At 43.5% G+C, this 26,308-nt stretch carries 20 protein-coding genes; 15 read left to right on the forward strand and 5 right to left on the reverse strand.

The annotated features are described in order from the left end of the window. Both AC19MX_RS17100 and ccoG read right to left on the reverse strand, forming a co-directional pair. Positions 1–211 (reverse strand): hypothetical protein (locus tag AC19MX_RS17100; RefSeq protein ID WP_498299256.1); only part of this gene is annotated, 211 nt, incomplete at its 3' end. A 195-nt stretch (positions 212–406) separates the two neighbouring features. After that, a complete protein-coding gene (ccoG, locus tag AC19MX_RS17105) occupies positions 407–1,834 on the reverse strand; it encodes a cytochrome c oxidase accessory protein CcoG (RefSeq protein ID WP_498299257.1) in 1,428 nt (475 codons plus the stop codon). A gap of 76 nt (positions 1,835–1,910) precedes the next feature. Here ccoG and AC19MX_RS17110 point away from each other — a divergent pair, with 76 nt between their 5' ends. The 3 genes from AC19MX_RS17110 (at position 1,911) to AC19MX_RS17120 (ending at position 3,686) form a co-directional block, all read left to right on the forward strand. Continuing rightward, the gene (locus tag AC19MX_RS17110; protein ID WP_498299258.1) at positions 1,911–2,258 is read left to right on the forward strand and encodes a hypothetical protein; all 348 of its coding nucleotides are present in this window, start codon (positions 1,911–1,913) and stop codon (positions 2,256–2,258) included. A 91-nt stretch (positions 2,259–2,349) separates the two neighbouring features. Then, a complete protein-coding gene (locus tag AC19MX_RS17115) occupies positions 2,350–3,264 on the forward strand; it encodes a 1,4-dihydroxy-2-naphthoyl-CoA synthase (protein WP_432403438.1) in 915 nt (304 codons plus the stop codon). 200 nt (positions 3,265–3,464) lie between these two features. Then, the gene (locus tag AC19MX_RS17120) at positions 3,465–3,686 is read left to right on the forward strand and encodes a DUF2061 domain-containing protein (RefSeq protein ID WP_498299259.1); all 222 of its coding nucleotides are present in this window, start codon (positions 3,465–3,467) and stop codon (positions 3,684–3,686) included. A gap of 42 nt (positions 3,687–3,728) precedes the next feature. Here AC19MX_RS17120 and AC19MX_RS17125 read toward each other — a convergent pair whose 3' ends face one another. Continuing rightward, positions 3,729–5,693 carry a beta-galactosidase gene (locus AC19MX_RS17125; RefSeq protein WP_498299260.1) on the reverse strand — a complete coding sequence of 655 codons (1,965 nt, stop codon included), beginning with the start codon at positions 5,691–5,693 and terminating at the stop codon, positions 3,729–3,731. A gap of 543 nt (positions 5,694–6,236) precedes the next feature. Between AC19MX_RS17125 and AC19MX_RS17130 the strand changes: the two genes are divergently transcribed. Continuing rightward, positions 6,237–8,372 (forward strand): alpha-galactosidase, encoded by a 2,136-nt coding sequence (locus AC19MX_RS17130; protein ID WP_498299261.1) that lies wholly within the window; start codon positions 6,237–6,239, stop codon positions 8,370–8,372. Between the two features lie 86 nt (positions 8,373–8,458). Here AC19MX_RS17130 and AC19MX_RS17135 read toward each other — a convergent pair whose 3' ends face one another. Continuing rightward, a complete protein-coding gene (locus tag AC19MX_RS17135; protein WP_432403429.1) occupies positions 8,459–9,157 on the reverse strand; it encodes a FadR/GntR family transcriptional regulator in 699 nt (232 codons plus the stop codon). Between the two features lie 192 nt (positions 9,158–9,349). On the opposite strand from AC19MX_RS17135, the gene AC19MX_RS17140 reads away from it, so the two are divergent. From AC19MX_RS17140 to AC19MX_RS17150, 3 genes are read left to right on the forward strand one after another with little or no spacing between them, the layout of a single operon-like run. Next, on the forward strand, positions 9,350–10,117 hold the full coding sequence (locus AC19MX_RS17140; RefSeq protein WP_498299262.1) for an SDR family NAD(P)-dependent oxidoreductase: 768 nt from the start codon (positions 9,350–9,352) through the stop codon (positions 10,115–10,117). Position 10,118: 1 nt separating this feature from the next. Next, on the forward strand, positions 10,119–11,081 hold the full coding sequence (locus AC19MX_RS17145; protein WP_498299263.1) for a 2-dehydro-3-deoxygalactonokinase: 963 nt from the start codon (positions 10,119–10,121) through the stop codon (positions 11,079–11,081). After that, positions 11,074–11,991 carry an SMP-30/gluconolactonase/LRE family protein gene (locus AC19MX_RS17150; protein ID WP_498299264.1) on the forward strand — a complete coding sequence of 306 codons (918 nt, stop codon included), beginning with the start codon at positions 11,074–11,076 and terminating at the stop codon, positions 11,989–11,991. The genes AC19MX_RS17145 and AC19MX_RS17150 overlap by 8 nt, the downstream gene beginning before the upstream one ends. Before the next feature lie 80 nt (positions 11,992–12,071). Here the strand turns inward: AC19MX_RS17150 and glpD are convergent, their stop codons facing one another. Continuing rightward, positions 12,072–13,595, reverse strand: a complete 1,524-nt coding sequence (gene glpD / locus AC19MX_RS17155; RefSeq protein WP_498299265.1) for a glycerol-3-phosphate dehydrogenase — start codon at positions 13,593–13,595, stop codon at positions 12,072–12,074. 243 nt (positions 13,596–13,838) lie between these two features. Between glpD and AC19MX_RS17160 the strand changes: the two genes are divergently transcribed. The 8 genes from AC19MX_RS17160 to AC19MX_RS17195 all read left to right on the forward strand — a co-directional run bounded on the left by AC19MX_RS17160 (position 13,839) and on the right by AC19MX_RS17195 (position 26,304). Then, positions 13,839–14,888 carry a UDP-glucose--hexose-1-phosphate uridylyltransferase gene (locus tag AC19MX_RS17160; RefSeq protein WP_498299266.1) on the forward strand — a complete coding sequence of 350 codons (1,050 nt, stop codon included), beginning with the start codon at positions 13,839–13,841 and terminating at the stop codon, positions 14,886–14,888. Then, on the forward strand, positions 14,881–16,029 hold the full coding sequence (gene galK, locus AC19MX_RS17165; RefSeq protein WP_498299267.1) for a galactokinase: 1,149 nt from the start codon (positions 14,881–14,883) through the stop codon (positions 16,027–16,029). Before AC19MX_RS17160 ends, galK begins: the two co-directional genes overlap by 8 nt. Positions 16,030–16,140: 111 nt before the next feature. Beyond that, a complete protein-coding gene (locus AC19MX_RS17170; protein ID WP_498299268.1) occupies positions 16,141–17,481 on the forward strand; it encodes an alpha/beta hydrolase family protein in 1,341 nt (446 codons plus the stop codon). A gap of 371 nt (positions 17,482–17,852) precedes the next feature. Next, complete coding sequence (locus AC19MX_RS17175) at positions 17,853–20,615, forward strand: TonB-dependent receptor (protein ID WP_498299269.1); 2,763 nt, start codon at positions 17,853–17,855, stop codon at positions 20,613–20,615. Positions 20,616–20,733: 118 nt separating this feature from the next. Beyond that, positions 20,734–22,263, forward strand: a complete 1,530-nt coding sequence (locus AC19MX_RS17180) for a tryptophan halogenase family protein (protein ID WP_498299270.1) — start codon at positions 20,734–20,736, stop codon at positions 22,261–22,263. Positions 22,264–22,272: 9 nt separating this feature from the next. Then, a complete protein-coding gene (locus AC19MX_RS17185) occupies positions 22,273–23,034 on the forward strand; it encodes a SapC family protein (protein ID WP_432403409.1) in 762 nt (253 codons plus the stop codon). Positions 23,035–23,068: 34 nt separating this feature from the next. Next, positions 23,069–24,520, forward strand: coding sequence for an SLC5 family protein (locus AC19MX_RS17190; protein ID WP_498299271.1), 1,452 nt, complete (start codon positions 23,069–23,071; stop codon positions 24,518–24,520). Positions 24,521–24,702: 182 nt separating this feature from the next. Then, positions 24,703–26,304, forward strand: a complete 1,602-nt coding sequence (locus AC19MX_RS17195; protein ID WP_498299272.1) for a methyl-accepting chemotaxis protein — start codon at positions 24,703–24,705, stop codon at positions 26,302–26,304. Positions 26,305–26,308: the final 4 nt, after the last annotated feature.

Genomic DNA, 26,308 nt, shown 5'->3' on the forward strand with positions numbered 1-26,308 from the left:
ACAAGAAGACAATTTCGAATAACTCAATACCTGTGAATGTCCACACAGATTTCTTGTTTAGATTGTTAAAGAGCGTACTAATACCAAAAGAATCAATCTTTCGCTTAGTGGCCGTTGACGCTAGGTCCTTGGCTTGGGCTGCGTATTCTACGCTTTCCCGTCTCGGCGTCAAGTGTTTTTTCAAACTTTCTTTTCGCCTTGAAGGTTTCAATTTGAATCCTTCAAACTGACTCGTCATTGGCGTGAGCCGCTTGCCGTGTCAGTGGTTGCGCATTATAGGGAGCTTAAAATATTGTGCAAGCGTAAAAAGCATAAATATGACAAAAACATGACCGAGAGGTGTTTTTTCAATCGAAAAGAACAAAAAAGGGACTATTCGTCCCTTTTTTGGCTATTTTGCTCGGTTCTAGCCACCAAAGAATCGTGTTTCCTGTTTGATTTCTATTGGACTACCGTCTATTTGTGCATTGATCTTAATGTCTATCTTGGTAATGGTTCTTTTTAGCTCAATAGGATCAACTGCAATACTAATCGGTAGGGTTAACACTTCACCCGCTTCAATCGCAACATGTTGTGGGCCAATCCACTGAGCGTTTGCTAGACCTTCTACACTTAACTCATATTCTTGAGGTTGTTCTGTCTTATTAAGGATTTTAATGGTGAAGGTATTCTCAGTATTCCCTTGGCTGTTTTCACGGAATAATGAATTACGATCACGAATCACATCCATACGTACCGGTGCAATGGTCGCACTAGCATAAATAAAGACAAGAATCATGACGGTGAGTACCACGCCATAACCGACCAGTTTAGGTCTTAATACTTTCTCTTCTATATTGTCGAGTTTGTTTTCGGTGGTATAACTAATTAAGCCTTTGTCGTAGCCCATGCGCTCCATTGTGTTGTCGCACGCATCGATACACGCACCACAGTTAATACATTCGTATTGCAAACCATTACGAATATCAATACCTGTTGGGCATACCTGCACACACAAGTCACAGTCGATACAGTCACCTAAGCCCATCTCTTTAGGATCTTGCTTGCGTGTTCTTGGACCTCGAGTTTCACCGCGTTTTGTGTCGTAACCTACTATATAGGTATTTTTATCAAACATTGCGGCTTGGAATCGAGCATACGGGCACATGTGAATACACATGATTTCACGCATCCAACCGGCATTACCATATGTAGCAAAGGTAAAGAAGATTACCCAGAAATAGATCCCGCCACTGGCATTAAGGGTAATAAAGTCGATGTAGAGCTCTCGACTCGGAACAAAGTAGGATACGAATGTGGTGGCGGTGAGTAATGAAATTAATAACCACGATGTGTGCTTAGCGGCTTTGCGCCATAATTTATTAACACTCCATGGCATTTGATCGAGTTTGATGCGCTTATTACGTGCGCCTTCGAACTTCTCTTCAAACCAGATGAAGATAAATGTCCATACGGTTTGTGGACAGGTATAACCGCACCAGACTCGACCTAGGTAGGTTGTGACAAAAAACAGCCCAAATGCGGCGATAGTAAAGAGTGCTGCGAGCAAGGTAAGATCTTGTGGCCAAATCGTTAAGCCAAACACGTGAAACTTTTGCTCGGCTAGATTAAACCATACCGCTTGGCGATCTCCCCAAGGTAACCAAGGTAGTAATAGAAAGAATAACATTGCTATCCATCCCATCTGACGACGTAGTGTGGTCCACATACCATCAATAGCGCGTACGTAAATACGGTTGCGCGGATTGAAACGGTCTGCTTTACTGGCATCAGGTTGGTGGATTTTAATACGTTGTTGTTTAGAGAAATCCTTGGGGTTAGATTCTTTCGTCATTTTACAGCCTTACTGCTTTAATATTGAACGATAACTAGCTTATTATATAGGTAATAACACATTATTGGATAAAAAGATGAGAGGCTGGATAGGTTTAGCAATAATCGCGGGCGTTATTTATTATTTCGCGACAGAAACAGACAAACTTGATAAGCCAATTAATGACATCAAGAGTATGTTCACTAAGGCTGACAATAAGCTAGATTCGATGACAGGCACAAAAATCATCCGCGTCGACAAGCATATTCCACAAGTTAAAGCAGAAATTTACGAGCGATTATCGACGATAGAAATTCGCGAGGTAGATGGTATATTTGTGAGCAATGAAAGTATTGCTGAGTTTAAAAATCAATACTGCAATAGCAGTGCCCGTCACCCGGTTTTTAGCAAAGAAAATCTACAATTTATTTGCGATAAAATCTGAGTGAGTTAACGCTTTTACGGTAACAAATTGACCTAAGTATCAAATAAGCCTAGCCTTTGTGTAATATTTACAATAGGGGCTAGGTTTTTTTATGACACAATCACAACCTGAATCAGTATCAGACATCTTTGACCCAGCCTTATGGGATGTTGTCGAAGGATTCAACTTTGAAGACATCACTTATCATCGCGCAAAATCCCAGGGAACTGTGCGTATCGCAATCGACCGTCCAGATTGCCTTAACTCATTTCGTCCTAAAACTGTAGACGAACTCTTTTTGGCTTTAGACCATGCCAGACAATGGTCTGATGTGGGTTGCGTACTCTTAACCGGTAATGGTCCTTCGGCAAAAGGGCAGTATTCATTTTGTGCGGGCGGAGATCAACGCATACGCGGAAAAGATGGCTATAAATACGAAGGCGCTGAAGAAGGTCAACCTGATGTTGCGCGTATGGGCCGCTTACATATATTAGAAGTGCAACGGATGATCCGCTTTATGCCTAAAGTGGTCATTGCGGTTGTGCCTGGTTGGGCTGTTGGCGGCGGCCACAGTTTGCATGTAGTGTGTGATTTAACGTTAGCATCTAAAGAACATGCTGTATTTAAGCAAACCGACCCTGATGTAGGCAGTTTTGACTCTGGATACGGCAGTGCTTACTTAGCCAAGATGATTGGTCAAAAACGCGCTCGTGAAATTTTCTTCCTTGGCTTTAATTACACCGCCGAAGAAGCCTTCAATATGGGCATGGTTAACCGAGCAATACCACATGCTGAACTGGAAACAGAAGCATTAGCTTGGGCCAAAGAGATTAACTCAAAATCGCCGACAGCAATGCGCATGCTTAAATATGGCTTTAACATGACGGACGATGGTTTAGTGGGCCAGCAACTGTTTGCAGGTGAGGCTACTCGTTTGGCTTATGCGAGCGAAGAGGCTCAGGAAGGTCGGGATGCATTTTTAGAAAAACGAGATCAGGATTTTTCGCGTTTTCCTTGGCACTACTAAGGCAGAGCTTATCTGCTAAGCTGGAAAATAGAACACTGCAACCTCATCGATAATAAAGGCTCTTTTAAAGGGCTTTTATTTATTTTCGGTTAAAAACCTTAACCCTAATCGAAATTACCACTTAAAACAATCGAATCGACCCTCTTTACATGATAATGAGAACTGTTATCATTAAATTAAATCAAACGGGGGTCTTCATCATGAAAAAAACAATCAGCTTTGCCATTTTACACTTCAGCGTTGCATTTACGATTACTTACTTATTAACAGGAAGTATTATTATTGGCGGTACGATTGCCCTACTTGAACCAGCGGTAAATACTGTGGTGTTTTATTTCCATGACAAAGTATGGAAGAACATTGAGTCCAAGCAAGCCAATGCGATAGAAATATCTGCTGAGCAGGCTCAGCTTGCGAGCTAGTAACACCATGGCAGGAATAACCATGATGCTACCAAAGTAAAACTATACGAGTTTAACGATTGCGACGTCATAAGCAGCAAGGTTTGCGCTGCCTAGCACATATTGACCTTGTAACTCACTCGGTACGGTTTGTGAGTAGCCTGCATAGTTAAATAAATAAGCATAATTACCACGTTGCACAAGACGCATGTCTTTTGGTAGTGCAATGGTTACTAGCCCTAATTCAGCCGCCAACACAGTAAAATACTCGAGTAAAAATGCACCACATGTCAGCGTTGCCACATAACTGGTATTTTGATGACGCGCGACCGCTGGGTTACCGTCATGATAAGTCGCGACAACACTAACACCCTCAGCAAGCTCTAGCTCTTCACGCCAACACTGACTTTCAAATTTAGCCCCGTTAAAATGCAATACTTCACTGCAATCTGGACGAATGGTTTCGGTTGATAGCACTTTTACAGGCACTAATGTTTGCAACACGCCAGGCGCTAGCGTCGGTACTAATGACAATTCATCGGTTTTACTGCCTGAGCGCGGACCTATCACCAGGTGTACGTTAGCTTGCTGGCATTTATCAACAAATGCTTGTGGCACGATGGGTAAACATGGTGCAACGACGAGAGCATACTGAGTTAAGTCGTGGTCTACAGATACAAAATCAACGGCTAACCCTAATTGGCGTAACGCTGAGTAATAAGCGAATTCAACCCGTTGATGATTATAACTGTCACCCTGGCGTTCAATTTCGGTCACCCACTGACTATTTGCCCCCGTTACTATCGCCACTTTAGCTTGTACAGGATTGCTAATGGTAAAATCAACTTTGGCCAATTCATCACGCATTTGTTCCACTTCTGACCAGGCTGCAGCTTTTGAATTGTCGTTACGTTTAATACCTGCATGCATCTGCTCTTGAGCAAAAGGCACTTGGCGCCAGCGGAAATAACATACGCAGTCTGCGCCATGAGCAAAGGCTTGCCACGACCATAGCCTGACCATGCCTTTTTCTGGACGCGGATTATGGTGCGCCCAGTTTACTGGACCAGGTTGCTGCTCCATCACCCAAAAGTTTTTATTGCTGACGCCACGGCTTTGGTCAAACGAATAGCTTGAAAAGTCAGGGTGACCGGTACGCATATAAGGTTTAAATTGTTCCGCTGGCATATGCTTAAAGAACATGTCGGAACGGCCTAGCGGATAATTATCATAACTCACAAAATCAAGATTTTTGGCTAACGCAAAGTTATCTGCCTGCGTGTCTACCAGCGGAATAAAGTTGTGGGTGACAAAACGGTTAGGGGCATGGGCACGAATGATTTCAATCATCGCATCATGAAACTTAACTACTTGGTCAGAACTAAAACGACGATACGCCAATTGATGTGCAGAGTTGGTTTCGGTCACGGCTAAGATAGGTAATTCGATTTGCTCAAAGTCTTGGTATTCCATCGACCAAAATACATTACCCCATGCAGTGTTGAGCTTTTCAACATCATGCTGGTAATAGTCTTTACACCACTGTTGAAACGCTAACTTAGCGACTAACGAACCGCTATGTGTTGTGTCATGACACGCTATTTCATTGTCGGTTTGCCAACCACATACGCTTGGGTGCTTACCGTAACGCTCAGCAATCACCGTTGAAATACGCATGGCTTCACGGAAATAATTTTGGCTAGAAAAATCATAATGACGACGCGAACCAAAGCCACGTGTAGTGCCGGTGTTAATGTCGACCGGTAAAATGTCTGGGTATTTATCGATTAACCATTTAGGAGGTGTTGCCGTTGGGGTGCACATGATCACCTGTAGCCCTTCATTGGCAAGCGTTTCAATCGCACGGTCTAACCACTCAAACGAATATTCTCCGTCGCGTGCTTCAATTCTAGACCATGCAAACTCGCCAATTCGCACATACTGCAATCCGAGCTGACGCATTTCTTTCGCGTCTTGTTGCCACATAGATTCAGGCCAATGCTCTGGGTAATAGCAAACTCCTAACATGTTAATCTCCAATAAATTGTGCGTAAACCTCAGGTGAACACTAGGGCCTGCTGATCTTTGCTGGTTGAATTTTGTTCGAGTTAAAAACGTTTTAATCGAGACGAATGGATTGATGCCTAGTCATCTAAGCAAAATTCATTCAACAAAGAGTAAAACGTTTTTAGCCGAACCCTTCGGGCAGCGTTTGTTGGCCATTTTTACTGCGTTATCGACTTTTTATGTAGAATAACTACACATCGAAGTCTCTGCCGCGCAGTTGTAAATGTGAGTAATGGCCAACAATTCGCTGCAAAAACAACCTTGAAAGATCAACAGGCCCTAAAATCACAGTTATTTTGTTCTAATGTCATAGCCCGAACAATGGTTATTTGACGAAATTTTAATGACAGATAATATACTAACTTAGTATTTATATGATATATAGTATTTTAAATAACGGGTTCTTTGTAACCGCGGATATCAATGGCTCAATCCATGGTATTACGCTTTCATTATGCAGCACAGAACTGTTAAACGAGACTCTCAATCAAGGAATGTTTACTCATGTCGGATCATCCACAATTCGTTTTGCTAAATGGCCAGCACACCAGCTTGGTTGTTGATTGCAGCAATAAAACCCCAGCAATCTTATATTTTGGCAAAAAGCTATCGTCAAAAACCACCTACGACATGATGAAACAACTTAGCACAAGGCAAGAAGCTAAGTGTTCTGTTGTGGTTGAGGCACCGATTTCGTTGTCGCCTTTAATGGGTGAAGGCTTTACTGGCGCACCAGGCATTGAAGTGTTTGATAATAATATTGCTTGGTCTATTGGCGGCACACTAACCTCAGTTACTCAACCCTCTGCCAACGAAGCGATTTTTGAGTGTATCGACAGTTTGCGTAATCTCAGCGTAAAGCATCATTTAACGCTAGACCCCCATTCTGACGTGCTCAGTGCCACCACCCAACTAACCAATTTAGGTAATAGCACTGTTAATGTGAACTGGTGTGCAGCGCCTACTATTCCAATGCCATTGCACATTGACCAAATTATGTCTTTTGAAGGCCGTTGGTCTAATGAGTTTCAACGTAAATCGTTCGATATGTTCTTAGGCAGCTTTGTGCGTGAAAACCGTAAAGGTAAAACATCGCACGACAACTTCCCTGGCATGGTAATGCACAACAAACTGACCCACGAACAAGGTGGTGAGTGTTATGGCTTCCACTTAGGTTGGAGCGGTAACCACAAAATGCGCGCAGAACTACTGGCTGAAGGTCGCAGTTATGCGCAATTAGGCGAGTTATTAATGCCAGGAGAACTCGCCCTAGCACCCAATGAGTCTTACACCAGCCCGACACTTTATACCGCATACTCAAACCAGGGTTTTAGTGGGTTGTCGCATCATTTTCACCAGTTTGTACGTCAATCATTAATCACCGACAAAGTGCGCCAAAAACCACGCCCAGTGCATTACAACACCTGGGAAGGGATTTATTTTGACCATGATGTCGCGGTTTTACAGTCACTCGCCACTCAAGCGGCAGACATTGGTGCTGAGCGCTTTGTACTTGATGACGGTTGGTTTAAAGGGCGTCGTGGTGACTTTGCCGGTTTAGGTGATTGGACTGTTGACCGTGAAATCTACCCAGACGGTTTGCAGCCATTAATTGATCATGTCAATAACGTGGGTATGGAGTTTGGCTTATGGTTTGAACCAGAAATGGTTAACCCAGACAGTGACTTATATCGTAACCATCCAGAATGGGCACTGCAAACTGCAGGTAACGAGCAACTTAAATTTAGAAAACAGTTGGTGCTAGACATGACCAACCCAGCGGTAACAGATTATTTATTTAATGCGATTAACGACATTTTGGTTGAGTACCCGCAAATCGTCTACATAAAATGGGACATGAACCGCGACTTAAACCACGCGGGTAACCTAGCTGGCAAGCCTGCAGTACACCAACAAACACTGGCGGCTTATGCGTTAATAGAACGCTTGAAGCAAGCACATACTCATGTTGAAATTGAAAGCTGTTCGTCTGGTGGTGCGCGTGTTGATTACGGTGTTTTACGTTATACCGACCGTGTTTGGACGTCAGACTCAAACGACGCATTAGACCGACTTACCATTCAACGTGGTTGCTCATTCTTTTTCCCAGCAGAAGTGATGGGCGCTCACGTAGGTCCACGCGATTGTCATATTACAGGCCGCAATATTAGTATTGCCATGCGCGCCGCGGTGGCGTTCTTTGGTCATATGGGTATTGAAATGGACCCGCGTGAATTAACCGACGACGAACGTCAGCAATTACAACAAATCATTAAACTGCACAAAAAGCATCGTCAATTGATCCACAGCGGTAAGCTAGTACGCTTAAATTCCGATGGAGACTCAATTAATTTTGGTATTGTTAACGATAACCAGTCACAAGGCTTATTTGCTTATAACAGCGTAAAAGAAACTCAACGTACTAATCCGCCTAAGTATCACTTTGCCGGATTAGATGCAGACAAAGATTACACTTTGTCATTAGTGTGGCCAGCTGGGTTCTCGTTCTATTCGCAATCAATATTGAGCGTAATAGAAAACCAAACCTTTAGCGGTGAAGCATTGATGACCTTTGGTATGCAATTGCCGATTACCTTCCCGCAGACTTCATTGATTTTTGAGTTAAACCAAGTCAAATAAAAGGTTTTACCCATTCAACTTATCCCCATAAGCAAAAGAGCATCTAGATTAGATGCTCTTTTTATTATCGGTCTATCAACTTACGATTATAACTTCGACTCAATCAACTCAAGCGCTTCTTCTAAAATCATCGACACCGCAGCACGTGTTTGTTGTGGATTGCGTGCTTTTATCGCTTCAAAAATCTCAGCGTGTTTTTGTACATCTGCGCCCGGTACACCTTTAATTTTATTGGTGTATCGAATACTGACTCTAAGCGCAGTGCTGATAAACTCAGTCAACTGCACAAAAAACCGATTACCACTGGCAATCAAAATACTGGTATGAAAAGCAATGTCGGCTTCTAACGGATCATCTAATCCTTGCTCTGCTTCCACCATCCGTTCGAGGGCTTTTTCGATTGAGGCTATTTGCTCGTCAGACGCATTCATGGCGGCAAGCGCCGCAGCTTGTGGCTCTAACGCAACACGTACTTGAGTAAATTCTTTTAATAAGGCTAATGACGGCTTGCTGCTCAAAATCCACTTTAATACGTCGGTATCAAACATGTTCCAATGGCTTTCTGGCAACACTCGAATACCTTGCTTAGGCCGCGATGATATCAACCCTTTAGCAGACAACATCTTAACCGCTTCACGAGTAGAGCTGCGGCTTACATTATATTCAATACATAAATCAGCTTCTGACGGCAAACCTTCACCAACAGGGTAAACCCCTTTAACAATGGCGATACCTAAATCATGGGTGAGCTGGTGGGTTAAATTTTGACGCGGTGAAGTGCTCATGCCTTTTACTGTCCAATACTTAGTACATAAATCTGTTATATCATATTTAAATGCAATAACGATATAACTTTGTTTTACTCGTTGTTAATGTTAAAAATAACTAAAAATAAATAGTATTTATCGGATTAAGTTGTTAATCCAAAGTACCGCTAGTTAACCATAATCAAAAATAATAGGTTTGGAGCGTTATCTGTGAGTCAGTCCACTCAGTACCAAGACTTAACAAACAAAGTCATCTTTATTACCGGCGGAGCCAGTGGTATTGGTGCGGCAATGGTTGAAGCCTTTGCCCGCCAACATGCCAAAGTCGCCTTTATCGATATAGACCAGCAAGCGGCTGATGCCCTCAAGCAAAAACTGGCACAATATGACCTCACCTCTATTTGGTTTCGAGCCGTCGATGCCACCGATTCAGAGTCACTTCAATTAGCCATTAGGGACGTTGCTAAACACTATGGTCGCTTTGATGTGTTAATTAATAATGTTGCCAATGACGCACGCCAAGATGTTGAAACGATTTCGGCACACGACTGGCACAAATGCATGCAAATCAACCTAGACCCAGCCTTTTTTGCCTCCCAAGCAGCGTACACCCAAATGAAACTCCAGCATTCGGGCAGCATTATTAACTTCAGTTCAATTACGGCATTATTAGGTTCACAACAAATGACCGGCTATGTGACGGCAAAAGCGGGCTTAATTGGGATGACACGATCATTGTCTCGTGAATTTGGTGAGGCAGGGATCCGCGTCAATGCCATTTTACCGGGATGGGTGGCCACAGAAAAACAACTCGCGAGTTGGCTTACCGAGCAAGAAGAACAAAAATGGACCGATGCTATGGCATTAAAACGTCGTATCACCCCAGAGGACGTCGCTAAGTTAGCACTATTTTTAGCATCCGATAACAGTGAACTCATCACCGGACAGTGTATTAATATTGACGGTGGGAGAGCCTAGTTTGTTTACTGAACATCAACACTTTATTGCCGTGGATTGGGGAACAAGCCATTTACGCGCTTACCTGTGTTTGGCCGAAGCCAATAAACCGCTTACCGTACTTGAGCAAGGCAACAATGTCGGCGTAAAGAAAATCATTACCGATTTTCAAACAACGTTAATGGACTGTATCGCGCCTTGGGCAGCACACTTTGGTAAATTACCCATCTTGATGATAGGTCAAATAGGTTCCAGTATCGGCTGGAAAGAAACCCAATACCTAGCCTGTCCGATTTCGCCGACAGAAGTCATTAGCGCAGGCACCCGCTTTAATTGCCAGGGCCACCAAGTGACTATTTATCCAGGTTTGCGCTGTCAATTACACAACCATTTACATGATTCTATGCGCGGCGAAGAGTTCCATTTGCTTGGTTGGTTAGCCATGGCACCACAGCACTTACAAGGTCGACATTTAGTGTGCTTACCTGGTACTCATACTAAATGGGTATTAATTGAAGATGGTAAAGTGGTGTTATTTAAAACGGCGCTAACGGGTGAATTATATGACTTATTGTCGTCTAATAGTGTCCTTATTCAAGAAAGAGTCTCTGATTTAGAGTTTGATTTTGACGCCTTTATTCAAGGGGCAGATTTTAGCTTATCTTCTGCGACCGACAATTTTGCTCATGGATTATTCAGTGTCCGCAGCAAACAATTGTTTGAGGGATACACCACCAAACAAGCCCACGCGTATTTGTCTGGTTTATTAATTGGTGGTGATGTGCGCGCCGCAAAATATGCCACTGAGTGGCAATTAACCCAATTAAGCTCGGTGGCCATTATTGGCCCGGCCCATCTTAATCAATGCTTTGCTAAGACACTTAATTTTTGCAATATCAACACTACATTATGGGATGTCACCGAAGCCACACTCGCAGGCTTCAATGTGGTGTACCAGCAAGCGATAAAAGCCAGTAATGATTAGTATTTCATCTTGTATTGGCGAGCTTATTCAGGTTATTCCCTCACAAAACCAATTGGGGGAAAATGCCTTATGGCACCCGCAGCATCGGGCAATTTATTGGATAGATATTATGGCGGGCGACATCCATAAATACACTATCGATGACCAAACTCACCAACAATATCATTTACCTTACCGTATCGGCAGTTTTGCATTTTTAGCCGACCAGGATGCACATCAAGTGATTGTGGCATTTGAGCAAGGTTTCGCGCTGTATCATCTTGAAACACACGCAATGACCTGGCTTAGCCAACCCGAAGTCACGCTGCTTGGTAATCGTTTTAATGATGGTCGCACCGATCGTTGCGGCCATTTTTGGGCTGGTACCATGGTTGAAACACGCCACACGCAAGAGCAGCAAGGTAGCCTTTATCGTGTAGACCACCAAGGGCAACACCATAAAACCTTTAGCGATATAATGATATCGAACGGCTTATGTTGGAGCCCTGATGGCAGTATCATGTATCATGCTGATTCTGAACGCCATTGTATTTATCAGTACAACTATTGCCAGCAAAGCCATGCATTAAGCCAAAAGCAGCTCTTTGCCACAACAAAAAATCATGTATTCCCTGATGGTTCTACCGTGGATACCGACGGTTTTATGTGGAATGCGCAATGGGGCGATCACAGCGTAGTGCGCTATAACCCTGATGGTGAAATAGTTGAAAAACTGGTTGTTCCTGCGGTGCAGCCATCGAGCGTGGCAATAGGTGGGCCTAACTTAGATTGGCTGATTGTCACCACATCTCGTATCGAATTATCACCACAACAATTATTAGACTACCCGTTGTCTGGTAATGTGTTTATTTACCAATTAAATAATGTCACAGGTATTGTCGACACCCCTTGTGGCCTGCTAAAAGCCTAAACTAAAACACCAATATCAACAGGGATATTGGCGCTTAATATGATTGCAACTTAACCTTAGTTCAGGCTAATACGGCTTACCTAGCCCGCCTGTTGCGAGGTCTCAACCACGTTAGCCTGAGCTGCCTGCATATAGTCGCTCAGGTGCTGTTTTTGCTCTGCAGAAAAATGTAATCCAAGCTTCGTTCGACGCCACAGCACATCATGGCTAGTGCAAGCCCATTCGTTTGCCATCACATAATCAACTTCTGCTTGATAAAGCCCATAGCCAAAATCGATGCCTAATACTTCAGCCGAACTTGCATCATTTAGAATATATTGGGTTCTCGAGCCGTATGTCCGTAATAAACGACCGAGGCTTTTAGGTGTTAGCCACTGATATTGCTGCTGATAAATACGGGTTAACTCGGCTAAATGACTAAAATCACCGCCGGGTAATACTTGCTGCGCAGTCCAAGCCTTGCCCATGTTAGGGTGAAACGGCTTAAGGCGATTCACTGCCGCCTCGGCCAGTTTACGATATGTGGTAATTTTACCGCCAAATACCGACAACAATGCCGCTTTGCCTTTAGGGGCATCAACAATAAAGGTGTAATCACGCGTAACAGATTGAGCCGATTCTGACTCATCATCCATCAAGGGTCTCACCCCAGAAAAGGTATGCACAATGTCTTGTTCACTGATCGTAGTTTTAAAATAATGATTAGTAATATTAACCAGATAATCAATTTCTTGCTGATCAATCTTCACATCTTTGGGATCACCAACAAAATCAACATCCGTGGTGCCAATCAATGAAAAATCATCTTCAAATGGGATCACAAACACAATTCGCTGATCTTCATTTTGTAAAATATAAGCGTGTGGTTGCTGGTGGATTTTAGGCACCACAATATGGCTACCTTTTACTAAACGGATTTTTTGCGGTGAAGGTTGCTTGATGACATGACTAAATAAGCTCGACACCCAAGGGCCTGAAGCATTCACCACGGTTTTAGCCAGTACGTCTCGTAGCGATTGATCCGCTTGGCTTTGTAAGGTTAAACGCCATAGCTCATCTTGACGCTCTGCATTAATACATCGCGTTTGGGTACAAATTTGCGCACCTAACTCTTTAGCCGCTAGCGCATTTAACACCACTAAACGAGAGTCATCTACCCAGGCATCTGAATATTCAAAACCTTGAACAAAGCTTGGTTTTAAAGGACTGTCAGCACTAAACGCAATTTTTCTTGAACCGCTTAACGTAGCGCGCGAGGCCAAATTATCATATAAAAATAATCCAAGGCGGATCATCCATGCTGGGCGTAAATGCGCTTGATGCGGGAGTCTGAACGTTAATGGGGTAATTAAATGCGGCGCTTTTTTCAATAGCACTTCTCGCTCAGCCAAGGCTTCTTTAACTAAGCGAAACTCATAATGTTCTAAATAACGTAATCCGCCATGAATTAACTTACTGCTATTAGACGAAGTCGCCGAGGCTAAATCGTTTTGTTCACAGAGCAATACACTCAGTCCACGCCCTACCGCATCGGCCGCTATTCCAACACCGTTAATGCCGCCGCCAATCACGACAACATCGACTATTTCTATATCGGCTTCCATTTACTTACCCATCCGCTCAAATAAATATGATAAATAATATATATTAGCCACATCATAGAGTGACTCACGACTCATTGACAAGCAGAATTAGAAAGATCTTGTCGAAATTGATTACATCTTGTTAAATAAAATACTTAATAGTAGTATTTATCATATAAATTAAATTTGTATAATTTATCGTCGCATGAATGTTGCCCAACAAAACGGTAAAGCAACAGCATCAACATAGATAAAAGGATTGCCATGAGCCAGTTTGAATTTACCCACAGACGAAAAAACCCGTTAACGGGTAATTGGGTGCTAGTGTCGCCGCACAGAAATAACCGCCCATGGTTAGGTGCGACTGAGAAAAATGCCCCTTCAAACCTACCAGAACACGATGAGACATGCCCATTGTGTCCAGGTAATCAACGCGCTAATGATGTCCATAATCCTCAATATGACAAAACATTTGTGTTCACCAATGACTTTGGTGCACTCATTCCACAGGTCGCGGAGCAAGCAGCACAACTTGAAACAAACCCATTATTTGAAATAGAAGCCGCTACGGGTGAGTGCCGGGTGATTTGCTTTTCACCTAAACACAATAAAACCCTACCCGAGCTGCCTGTTAATGAGATTAAAGACGTTGTCGATACCTGGAAACAGCACTATATAGAATTGTCTGCTCAGTATGCTTGTGTGCATATTTTTGAAAATAAAGGCGCTGTAATGGGCTGCTCACAACCGCACCCACATGGGCAGGTTTGGGCGCACAACCATTTATCGACAGAAATCCAATTAGAACAAGCCAGCCAACATCAATATCAACAAACACACGGCAGCAATTTACTCGCCGATTATGTTAAGCGTGAAATTGCCGATGGTGAACGCGTGGTATACCAAAATGACCACTGGCTAGTTGTTGTACCATTTTGGGCGGCATGGCCATTTGAAACGTTATTAGTGAGTAAAGATGACGTACGTCATTTTGGCCAATTAACTGAAGCGCAATCAACCGCTCTCGCTGACGCCATAAAAGTGCTCACTACTCGTTATGACAACGTGTTTAATTGTAGTTTCCCATACTCAATGGGTTGGCACTGCGCCCCAAGTGACTTAGACGATGATAGCCACTGGCGCATGCATGCACACTTTTATCCACCGTTATTGCGTTCTGCTACGGTAAAAAAACACATGGTCGGCTATGAGATGCTAGCCGAAAGCCAACGCGATTTAAGCCCTGAAACCGCTGCAAAAATATTAAAAAATGCCAGCGACGTACACTACACCGAAGGAAATCAACATGACTAACAACGCGCTGCAGGCATTGTTTACCCAGCAATATGGATCAGATGCGCAAGGTGTGGTCAGCGCACCGGGTCGTGTTAATTTAATAGGTGAATTTACCGATTACAACCAAGGGTATGTTTTACCTTGCGCCTTAACATTTCGCACTCAAGTGCTTTTTCGTTTACGCGACGACAATAACGTTAATGTTATCTCGACCATGTATCCTAATGAGCAAGAAGGCTTTGAGGTTAATCAAACGATTACTCAAGGTAGCTCGCAATGGGGTAACTACATTCGTGCAGTCGCTTTTGTGCTAAACCGGGCGGGCCACCAGCTCAAAGGGGTTGATTTACTGATTGAAAGCAACGTCCCTCAAGGCAGTGGTTTATCATCATCTGCCGCCCTTGAAGTGGCGATTGCAGGTATGTTCAATCACGTGTGTGGTTTGAATCTTAGCGAAGAGCAAATTGCGTTATTTGGCCAAGAAGCCGAAAACGACTTTATGGATTGCCAATGCGGCATTATGGATCAGCTTATTTCAGCAAAAGGTCAACAAGACCAAGCCTTATTGATTGACTGCCAAAATCTACACACTCAAGCGGTAACCATTCCTACCGACTTATCGATTGTAATTGTTAATTCAAACTATCCACGTAAATTAGTCGACAGTGAATACAACCAACGCCGCATAGACTGTGAACAAGCTGCAAGCAAAATGGGCCTAACCACGTTACGCGACGCTAATTTGACATTACTAGCACAAACAAAACCGCAAATGAGCGCAGACGAATTTGCCCGCGCCCATCATGTTATTACCGAAAACGACCGCGTGATTGCCGCCACCAAAGCGCTAGCCAATAACGACATTGAACAACTGCGAATATTGATGACCGCATCGCACCAGTCACTCAAGCATGACTTTGAAGTGACCGTGCCAGCAACCGACGGCCTAGTGCAAATTTGCCAACAAGCTCTGGGCGATCGTGGTGCAGTACGCATGACAGGAGGTGGTTTTGGCGGTGCGATTGTTTGTTTATGTCGTCATGAAGATGTGGCGGTCATTCAGCAAGCGGTTGAACAGCATTACTTTGCCAAGTTTAACCTGCAAGCCGACATCTATGTGTGTACCGCAGGTAACGGACTGACAGTACAGCCATTCTAAATCGACCATCATTAATCAAACAGTCATCTATGCGGGCATGAACTAGCGCCCGCTATGCATCAGCCTAATTGATGCTTATGGAAATGAACTACCGAAAAGGACAGCATTGATATGTTCAAAAAAACACTCATTTGTGCAGCACTTATATGCCTAGGTACGACCTCAGTAGTGACTGCAAAAACACTTAGCACTGACGTAAAACCTGCACCGCAACCAGAACAGCTTTACCCAACACAGTTGCCCAAAGAAGCTTTACCAGAATTAGCTCAAGTTGGCCAATATCCAGTTGGCGTAAAAACCGTTCAGCTGGTGAATAAACAGCAATATAACCCAAGCAGCCAAACCCTTGAAGACCGCAAGCTAACCGTAGAAGTCTGGTACCCAAGCAATAAAACCCCAACGACCACACCCAAAGCGGTTTACCGTGACGAAACGCGCTTAGGCTTACCCTTTGCATTACAAGGCAATGCCACTCGCGAAGCCGAAGTGGTTAACTTAACAGGCCAGCCATTCCCATTAGTGGTGTTATCGCACGGCTATACAGGTTATCGCACCATTATGTTTTATTTGGCAGAGCATTTAGCCTCACACGGTTATGTCGTGGCAGCACTTGATCATACCGACTCGACCAATGCCGACGTCGACATGGTTAATGCACCGTTTAGCGGTTTTTTTAGTACGCTACTGAATCGCTCTCGCGATCAGCAATTTACTCTTGATTATTTTACTAGCACAGACAATTTTGTTAGCAGCATAATCGACACTCAACGTGCTGGATTAATTGGTTATTCAATGGGCGGCTATGGTGCGGTAAATACCGTTGGCGGCTGTTACCAATTTAATCAACAAACCGCGGCCACGTTTACCGGCAGTAAAGATGTGAATGTGATTAATGGTGCGATTGCATTGCTCAATACCTGTGCTGGTGGTCAATCTGCACCAGCAAAAGTCGACCCTAAATGGAAAGCCATGATAGCCATGGCACCTTGGGGCGGTAACTATCAACTGTTTAATCCTGAGTCGCTTGCCAAAATCACTACGCCAACGTTATATGTTTCTGGCGATCTTGATGATATTTCAGGATACAAAGGCATCCAATCGCTATACCAACAAACTGGTGGCGACAGCACTTATATGCTTACCTATCACAACGCACGCCACAACATAGCACCTCATCCTGCACCACAAGTTGCTTACCAAAATGAAATAGACCTTGGCCATTACTTTGAGCCAGCATGGAGCAACACTCAACTCAACACCATCAATAAACACTTCGCATTAGCCATGATGGATTGTCATGTTAAAAATCAACAAGATAAATGTGCATTCTTACAACTCAATGGCCAATCAAACGAACAAGATGCCCAAGGCAACCCAACACCCGCATGGAAAGGATTTGCCCATCGCTACGCGACAGGCATGTCATGGGATATGAAAACGCCTAAGTCTTAGTCATTTGGCGATTACCATTCTGAAAATAAACTGTCGATATTTGACAGTTTATTTTTAAGAAATCACCGTTCTGAATTAACAAGCCATCAACATATATTGAACTGAGCCACATTGAATTCGCTCAAAACAGAGTGACTCAAGCATTTGAAAAATATACAAAAACAACCACGTAAAATAAAGCAACCTGCAATACTGATGTAATTAACGCTCAACAATGAGTAAAAAAAATCAAAAAATGCTAAGCGATCAGTATCACATTGTTAAGAAAAGGTTGATATTTAACCTCAATTACTATATTTATAAGATAAATAAGCTTTAATTAAAAAATCAATATTTATAAAAAAGCAATAACATCAACTGGGGGAAGAAAAATGTCTACAAAAGGAATCGCTACTTTTGGCAAGAGAACGACGTTAGCACTTGCTATTGCTGGGGCAATAGGCAGTGTTCACGGAGTAACAGCAGCAGAAGCTGACACTCAAGCCAATGAGCAAATTGAAGTCATTGCTGTAAAAGGGATCCGCAGCAGTTTAAAAAACTCTATGGCCGACAAGAAATCCGCATCAGTGGTTTCAGATGGCATTTCGGCAGAAGATCTGGGTAAATTTCCAGACTTAAACGTTGCTGAGTCATTACAACGTATTACAGGTGTCTCTATTGACCGTAGCGGCGGCGAAGGTCAAGCCGTTACCGTTCGTGGTTTTGGCCCACAATTTAACACGGTACTGGTTAACGGCCGCCAAATGGCAACCGACAGTGCGGGTCGTGAGTTTAACTTCGACATTTTAGCGGCTGAGCAAATTACCGGCGCCAACGTATACAAAACCACTAATGCTAGCATGCAAGAAGGCGGCATTGGCGGAACTATCGACCTAACAACTGCACGTCCATTTGATTACAGCGGCTTGCAAATTGTAGGGTCAGTAAAAGGCATGTACGAAAGCCTTTCAGAAGACGTATCGCCTGCGTTTTCAGGCTTAATCAGTAACACCTTTAATGACGAAACCATGGGTGTGTTATTGGCTGTAAGCCACCAAGAACGCAGTGTTCAAGTTAACCAAATCAATACAGCTGGCTGGCGCGGTGGTCAAACGATTTCTAACGCACGTGATGGCGTATTATTCACTAATGCCTATATCCCACGTAACTGGGACCAAATCGTTGATGAGCAAGACCGTACTCGTACCAACGCCAGTTTAGTTTTTCAATATGCACCCTCTGACGATGTCAGCATTACTTTAGACGGCTTTATCTCTAAGTTTGAAGTCGACTCACAAGTGACCGATTTAGCCTCATGGTTTGAACCCGATCGTGTCGGCAGTGCCACGATTGACCCTTCTACTGGGACGCTATTAACCTTTAGCCAGGATGTTGGCTTACATCAAGGCAGTGGCGATCCAGCAACCGACTTTGTATCGCACACACGTAACTCTCGCGATGTCACTAACAGCGGTGTTGGCTTAAATGTTAAATGGGATGTCACTGAGCAGTTAGTCGCTAAATTTGACGTATCAAACTCAAATGCAGAAAACGATCGCGCTGGCCGTGACCGCTTTAACGTTGTGGGGATGACCAACAGCTATTCATTTGACGGTACTGGCGGCGTGCCAACGGTATTACACGATGGATTTACAAATGGCAGCTTGCCAGATGCTAATCTAGCGCGCTTACATTACAACGAAAAAGGTAATCAATTCACTGATGAAGATGAAATCACTGAATTCAAAGCTGATTTTGAGTACACCCCAGATTCGTTAGTTTTCACTAAAGCTAAATTTGGTGTTTATCGTCAAGAACGTGAAAAGTCGAGCTATCAAATCTTTGGTAGTCAGTGTCAATTCTGTGGTTACGGCACAGATGCTCCAATCGACGCGATTGACTTTAGACCTTACACAGCCAATAACTATTTCTCTGGCTTAATCGACACCTTCTACACCTATGATGGCGATGCGATGGTGGATTATTTAGCTGCTGAAGGCTATCCCATTACGCCAACATTACAAAACAACCGTTATACCATTAATGAAGATGTCACCAGCCTATACATGAACTTCACGTTTATGTATGACGTTGGCGATATGCCATTAACCGTTGATTTTGGTGCGCGTTACTCAAACACAGATGTGGATGTGAGTGCAGTACAAAGCTATATCTCTGACGTAGTTCCTACCAGCGATGCAACCTTATTTGCTAACGTGTATGGCCCTGCTAATGACATCACTCAAGGTACGTCTTACTCTAACTTATTACCAAGTTTAAACATTAAGTTAGATCTGCAAGATGATATGGTTTTACGCTTTGCAGTGTATGACTCATTAACTCGCCCAACCATGTCTCAGCTTTCGCCTGCGACAAACTTTAATGAGCCACGCCGTCAAAACTTAACCGCAAGTGGTGGTAACCCTGCACTAGAGCCATTCCGTTCTGAAAACTGGGACGTGTCTTACGAGTGGTATTACGACGATGCAAGCTTATTTAGCTTTGCATTCTTCAGCAAAGAAGTTGACGATTTTATCGTGAGCTTAACTGGTGATGAAACGTACCAAATGACCGACCGTAGTGGTCCTGATTTCAACTGTAGCACCACTAACTCAGACCTATGTACTAGCGACGTTGTGGCAACCACAGAAGAGCTAAATGGTCAGTCTGAAGTGTATACAGTGACACGCCCACGCAATGGTGAATCAGCACGTATTACCGGTTACGAAATTGCGTTAACTCACGTATTCGACAACGGTTTTGGTGTAACAGCTAACGCGACCGTAGTAGATAGCAACGTTAAAGTGGATGCTAACTCTACCCAAAGCTTCGCACTTGAAGGTTTAGGTGACTCACAAAACTTAATCGTGTTCTACGAGCAAGATAACTGGCAAGCACGTGTTGCATTTAACAACCGTGAAGGCTTTTTACGTCAGCTAGATAACGGTTTTAACGGTGAGCCAATTAAAACTGAAACCTTCGGACAGTGGGATATTAGCGCGAGCTATGATATCAACGAAAATGTATCTGTTTTTGTTGAAGGCATTAACATCACTGAAGAAGAGCTAGTGCAAACAGGTCGTTTCGCCAACCAGGTTTACTCGGTTGAAGACAACGGTTCACGCTACGCAGTAGGGTTAAGAGGCAAGTTCTAAGTTATAAGCCTTAAAAAGACAGGTGCAAGCGCACCTGTCTTTTTGTTTATAACAAGACCGACAAACTTCACCTTGTGATAGTGTTTAAGCACTCAATTGCAAACAGGATGTTAACCCAATGGCAAAAGCAGTAAAAAAAATAATCATTGTGGGCGGCGGAACAGCGGGCTGGTTAACGGCAGCAATCATTGCATCGCATCATAAAAACCAAACAGGCCAGACACAGACAATAGACATAAGCTTAATCGAATCGTCAGATATTCCGACTGTGGGGGTGGGAGAAGGTACCTGGCCAACCATGAAAAATACCCTACAACAGATAGGGTTGAACGAAAGTGACGTTTTTAGAAAGTGTCATGCGACGTTTAAACAAGGCGGCAAATTTGTCAGCTGGGTGCATGGCAATGGCGACTTTTATTATCACCCTTTTACCGTACCATTGGGCTACGGCCGCCTCGATTTGGCGCCATATATTGATAATATTAAAGATTACGCCGAACAAACCAATTTTCAACATGCTATTTGCGAGTCAGGCCTTGCACCGCGCAGCATGGCAGAGGGTGACTATCAAGGCACATGCAACTATGCCTACCACCTCGACGCTGGCGCCTTTGCCGACTTGCTCAAACAACACTGTAAAAGCCAGCTCAACGTTAATCACATTATTGGTACGGTCGACCATGCTAGCGTCGACAGCCAAGGTAATATCAGCAATGTAACACTTATCGATCAAGCTCCTATCGAAGGTGATTTATTTATCGACTGCACCGGGTTTGCATCGTTATTGCTCGGAAAAACCTTAAACGTTCCTTTTATTAAGCTCGACCATGTACTGTTTAATGACCGCGCAATCGCCATGCAAGTGCCTTACGACAATGCCGACAGTCCCATTGCGTCACACACTATCGCCACCGCACAAGATTCTGGTTGGATTTGGGATATCGGCTTAACGCACCGCCGCGGCGTAGGTCATGTTTACTCAAGCCGCTTTATGAGCGACGAACAAGCAGAAGCCAATTTACGTCGTTATATTGGTCCTAAAGCAGACGGATTACCCGTAAAGCATATTCGTTACCAAAGCGGCCACCGTGAACGTTTTTGGCAAAATAACTGTGTCGCTGTAGGTATGGCGGCAGGATTTGTAGAACCACTTGAAGCGACCGCCATTATGCTGATAGAAATATCAGCCCGCTACATTGCTGATAATTTACCGGTTAACGATAACGTCATGGCATTAACGGCCAAACGCTTTAACCAACAAATGGATTATCGCTGGGGTCGTATCGTCGACTTTTTAAAACTGCATTACATGTTAACCAAACGTCCAGAACCTTATTGGCAGGCGCACTGTAATCCAGACTCTATCCCGCAAAGCCTACAAGACGACCTGAGCATGTGGGCATTTAGAGGCCCCACCAGCAAAGACTTTAATGGGCCAAATGAACTATTCCCTGCGGCCAGTTATCAGTATGTTCTTTATGGTATGGAGTTTACGCCAGACTATTCGCAACACGCCCACTTGTACCAACAACACGCGCAAGCGTCGCAAATATTAAATCGCAATGTTCAGCTCACGCAGCAGATGCTCAATACTCTGCCGCCTCATCGTGACTTTATTGAACAATGGTTAACTCACTCTCAACAGTAGAATAATAATATGAAAACACTGACAGAATTAACCCCACAACAACATCAAGACTTACGCATAACAGACGACTGTGCCATTCAATTTGCCCAGCAGCAAAACATTATGAACCTGCGAGTCACCGAAGTGAGTCAAGCAGCGTGTTGTATGCCGATTTTTTATGTGCGTAATAGCCAAAATGGCCAATGGGTATTAACCGGCTTTACCAGTTTTGAGCAAGGGAGCAACTTGTTTATTGAACAAGGTCAATGGACGGCATTACACACGCCAGCAAACATGCAAACCTTTCCATTTTTCTTAATGAAGTCGCCAGAAAACCCACAGCAATACACCATTGGTGTTGATCAAACGCACTCCGCGTTTTCAACCACCAGCGGCAAGAGTATTTTTGAAGCCAACGGCAAAGCATCGCTGCATTTGTCCAGAGTTAAAACGTTACTTGAAGCCGATATCAAAAACGATATTCGCACCCAAGAATTTAACCAATACATCAGCCAACTTGGCTTATTACGTCCGATAAATATTTTAGTGCAACACCAAGATGGCAGCACACCCAGTTTATCTGGCTTGTACACCATCGACGAAGACAAACTGCAATCACTCGACAAAGATGCCTTATTTGAACTGCACCACAAGGGGTATTTGGCGCCGTTACAAGCCATGTTGATGTCGTTATTTCAGCTTAACAGCCTGATAAAACGCCACAATAAGGTTGCAACATTATCGCCAATTAAAAATATAAAACTAGAAGTTAGTAAAAAAACGGCAGCATAACAATACCCAACACACGATTGGGAAAGGAAAAACAATGTCTGAAAACATGATCCAATTATCGGTATTTGCCTTTGTCACGGCAATTATTGGTTTATTAACTTACATGAAATGTCGCGGTGCCAACCGCCAACAGAGCACACAAAACAAAGAATACTTCTTAGCTGGGGGAGGCCTAAGTTGGGTATTTGTTGCGGGCTCAATTACGTTAACCAATTTGAGTACCGATCAGCTGGTGGGGATGAACGGTAACCAAATGGCATTACTGGCTTGGTGGGAGTTTTCTGCGGTTATCGGGTTAATCATTTTAGCTAAATTGTTTTTGCCTGTTTATTACAAATACAACTGTACAACAACAACCGAACTGCTAGAAAAACGATATAACAACAAACATATACGTGCCGTTATCGGCGCTATTTTCTTTTTAGGTAATGCATTTATCTACATGCCTGCGGTGATTTATTCTGGGGCGCTGTTTATGCAAACCATGTTTAACGTCGACATTCCGTTAATGTATATTGCTGTTGCTTTTGCCACATTGGGTGCGGTTTATGCCTTCTTTGGTGGCTTACGTGCAGTTGCGGTATCAGACACTTATTCAGGCGTATTGCTTTTAGGTATGGCCATTTTTGTGGTGTTTTTAGCCTTAAATGCCATTAACTATGATTTCTCTGACATTCCAGCTGAACGGTTAACCTTTATTGGTGACAATGATTCACCTTTGCCTTGGCATACTCTGCTTACCGGTATGATCTTTATTCAAATGTTTTACTGGGGCACCAACCAAACGATCACCCAACGTGCAATGGCGGCTCCCACCCTTAAAGAGGCACAAAAAGGGGTCTTTGCCGCTGCCGCTATTCGTATTTTAATTGTCCCTGCGATTGTGGTTATCCCAGGTATTGTGTCGTACAAATTGTATGGCGATATCGGCGATGCAGCCTACGGGCGCATTGTTGGCGACTTAATGCCGACATGGTTAACTGGTGTATTTGCTGCCGCTATGGCCGCTGCGGTTTTGTCGACCTACAACAGCTTGCTAAACTCAGCAACTGCGCTGTATGTATGTGATATTCATGAAGCCTATATTAAGAAAGACCCTAATGTAGTGCGCTTGAGTGGTTGGGTAACCTTGTTACTGAGTATCCTGACATTGACTCTGGTACCTATTTATCAACAAGCAGAAAGTATTATTAACTTACTACAACAGCTAAACGGTTTACTCAGCATGCCTATTTTGTCGATATTCATTGTCGGCTTGGTATTCAAAAATATTGATGCTCGTGCAGGCATTGGCGCGGTTATCTTTGGCGTATTGCTGTATGCCTCATTAACGTTTGAGTTTTCACCATTCTATTCAAGCTGGCACTACATTCATTTAATGCCAGTAACGTTAGCAGCCTGCGTATCTTTCGCATTACTCGCTAACCGATTCGTGTTTGGTAAAAAAATCCAATTTGCCTCACGTGATGATATCGAAGTCGCTTAAACCTCGCAGATGTCATCAATAAAAATGAGCACCCATTGTGGTGCTCATTTTTTTAGCTTAAAGAAGTCATCAATCATGCCGATAAATGATATTAAGCCTTAATGAGCTAATATAATAAAACTGAACAAAAAGTGACGTTTATCCGGTCTTAATTTTTAGACAATAATACTAAGGTACTTACTATGCTTAATGCTTTTAACACTATCAAAGCGCGTATTCTATTAGGTTACGCTGCGACGGTGCTTATGACCTTAGTCGCCGCGGGATTACTCAGTAGCAGTAACCAAACGGTTAAACAAGAGGTTGCTGGGTTTGTAGATGGTACTTTACCCGCATTAAAAAGCATTACGAAAGTTCAAAGCCATGCTAAAGAGTTAGTATTAATTGGCTATTCGCTTTACGGAACCACAATAAGTGTCAGTGAGTTTAGTGAACAAAAAAACTTACTGACACAAAACCTAAATCAACAATACCAGCAGCTCAATTCCGTAACATCAGCACAACTCATGCCGCAAATTGACGCCCTTTATGCAGCGTTATCATCATTAGAAAACATCATGAGCAAGCAATCTGTTGATTGGGACACCGCGCGCGAACAACTGAGTAAACTCAATAATAGTGCCAACGACTTAAAAGACCGCCTTGATACACTTGCACAAGATATCTCTGGCCAAGCCAATCAAAATGCGATGAACATCCAAAAAGAATTGGGTGACAATACATTGCTGATATATGTGCTGGTGGGCCTTATGGTATTGGTGGCTGTAGGTGCATATTTAGCGGCGCAAAAACAAATTGCCAGTCCAATCCAACAGCTGTCAAACGACCTGACTCGTATTGCTCAAAACCGTAATCTAAAAGCTCAGCTCTCTGATGAATGCATTGTTGAAATCAGTAATGTGGCCACCAGCGTCAATGGATTAATCAAGGTATTCCGCTTAGGCATGAATGATGTACATGATGCTATCGCCAGTATCAGCCAAACAGTGGCACAGCTGAGTAACACCACCGGAAAGTCATCCGCTTCAGTTGATGAGCTGCAATACACTATTGTCAGTTTAGTGGATGTGATGTCGCAGCTTGAACAACAAATGGAACAGAGTGTTGAGCATTCTCAAAGTGCAGCTGACTCGGCTCAACAAGGTGCACAAAGCATGGTTGAAGGGCAAAAAGAAGTGAAGCAAACGGCAGACAGCATTAGCGTACTCGCGCAAGATATTGAAACAACCGCGAGCATGTTACTGACACTACAAAACTCCGGCAAACAAGTGGCTACAGTGGTAAAAACCATTGCTGATATTGCCTCACAAACGAATTTATTATCATTGAATGCTGCCATTGAAGCCGCGAGAGCGGGCGAAACAGGCAGAGGGTTTGCAGTAGTGGCAGATGAAGTTCGCACCTTAGCGTTGCGCACACATAACTCAACGGTGGAAATCAATTCAATGCTGGCCAATATCGTCGAATCGATTCAATCTGCGGTTGACAACATGGCGTCAAATCAACAAAAAGCACAACAATCTGTATCATTAGCAAACCAATTAGTGTTAACACTTGAACAAAGCCGCCAGCTCATTCTCTCTCTAGCTACTGTTAGCCAAGAATCAGCCATGCTAGCGCAAGCATCCCAACAACAAGCACACACAGTTAAGCTTAAGGTGCAGGACTTCACACTACTAGGGGAGTCGGTATCGACTGGAAATCAGCAAATTAGTGAAGCGGGTAATAAGTTGAGTAATTTAGCCGATAAGCTAACCAACACTGTCGATCAGTTTGAACGTTAAATCG

This window comes from Shewanella sp. MF05956 (assembly GCF_059758055.1).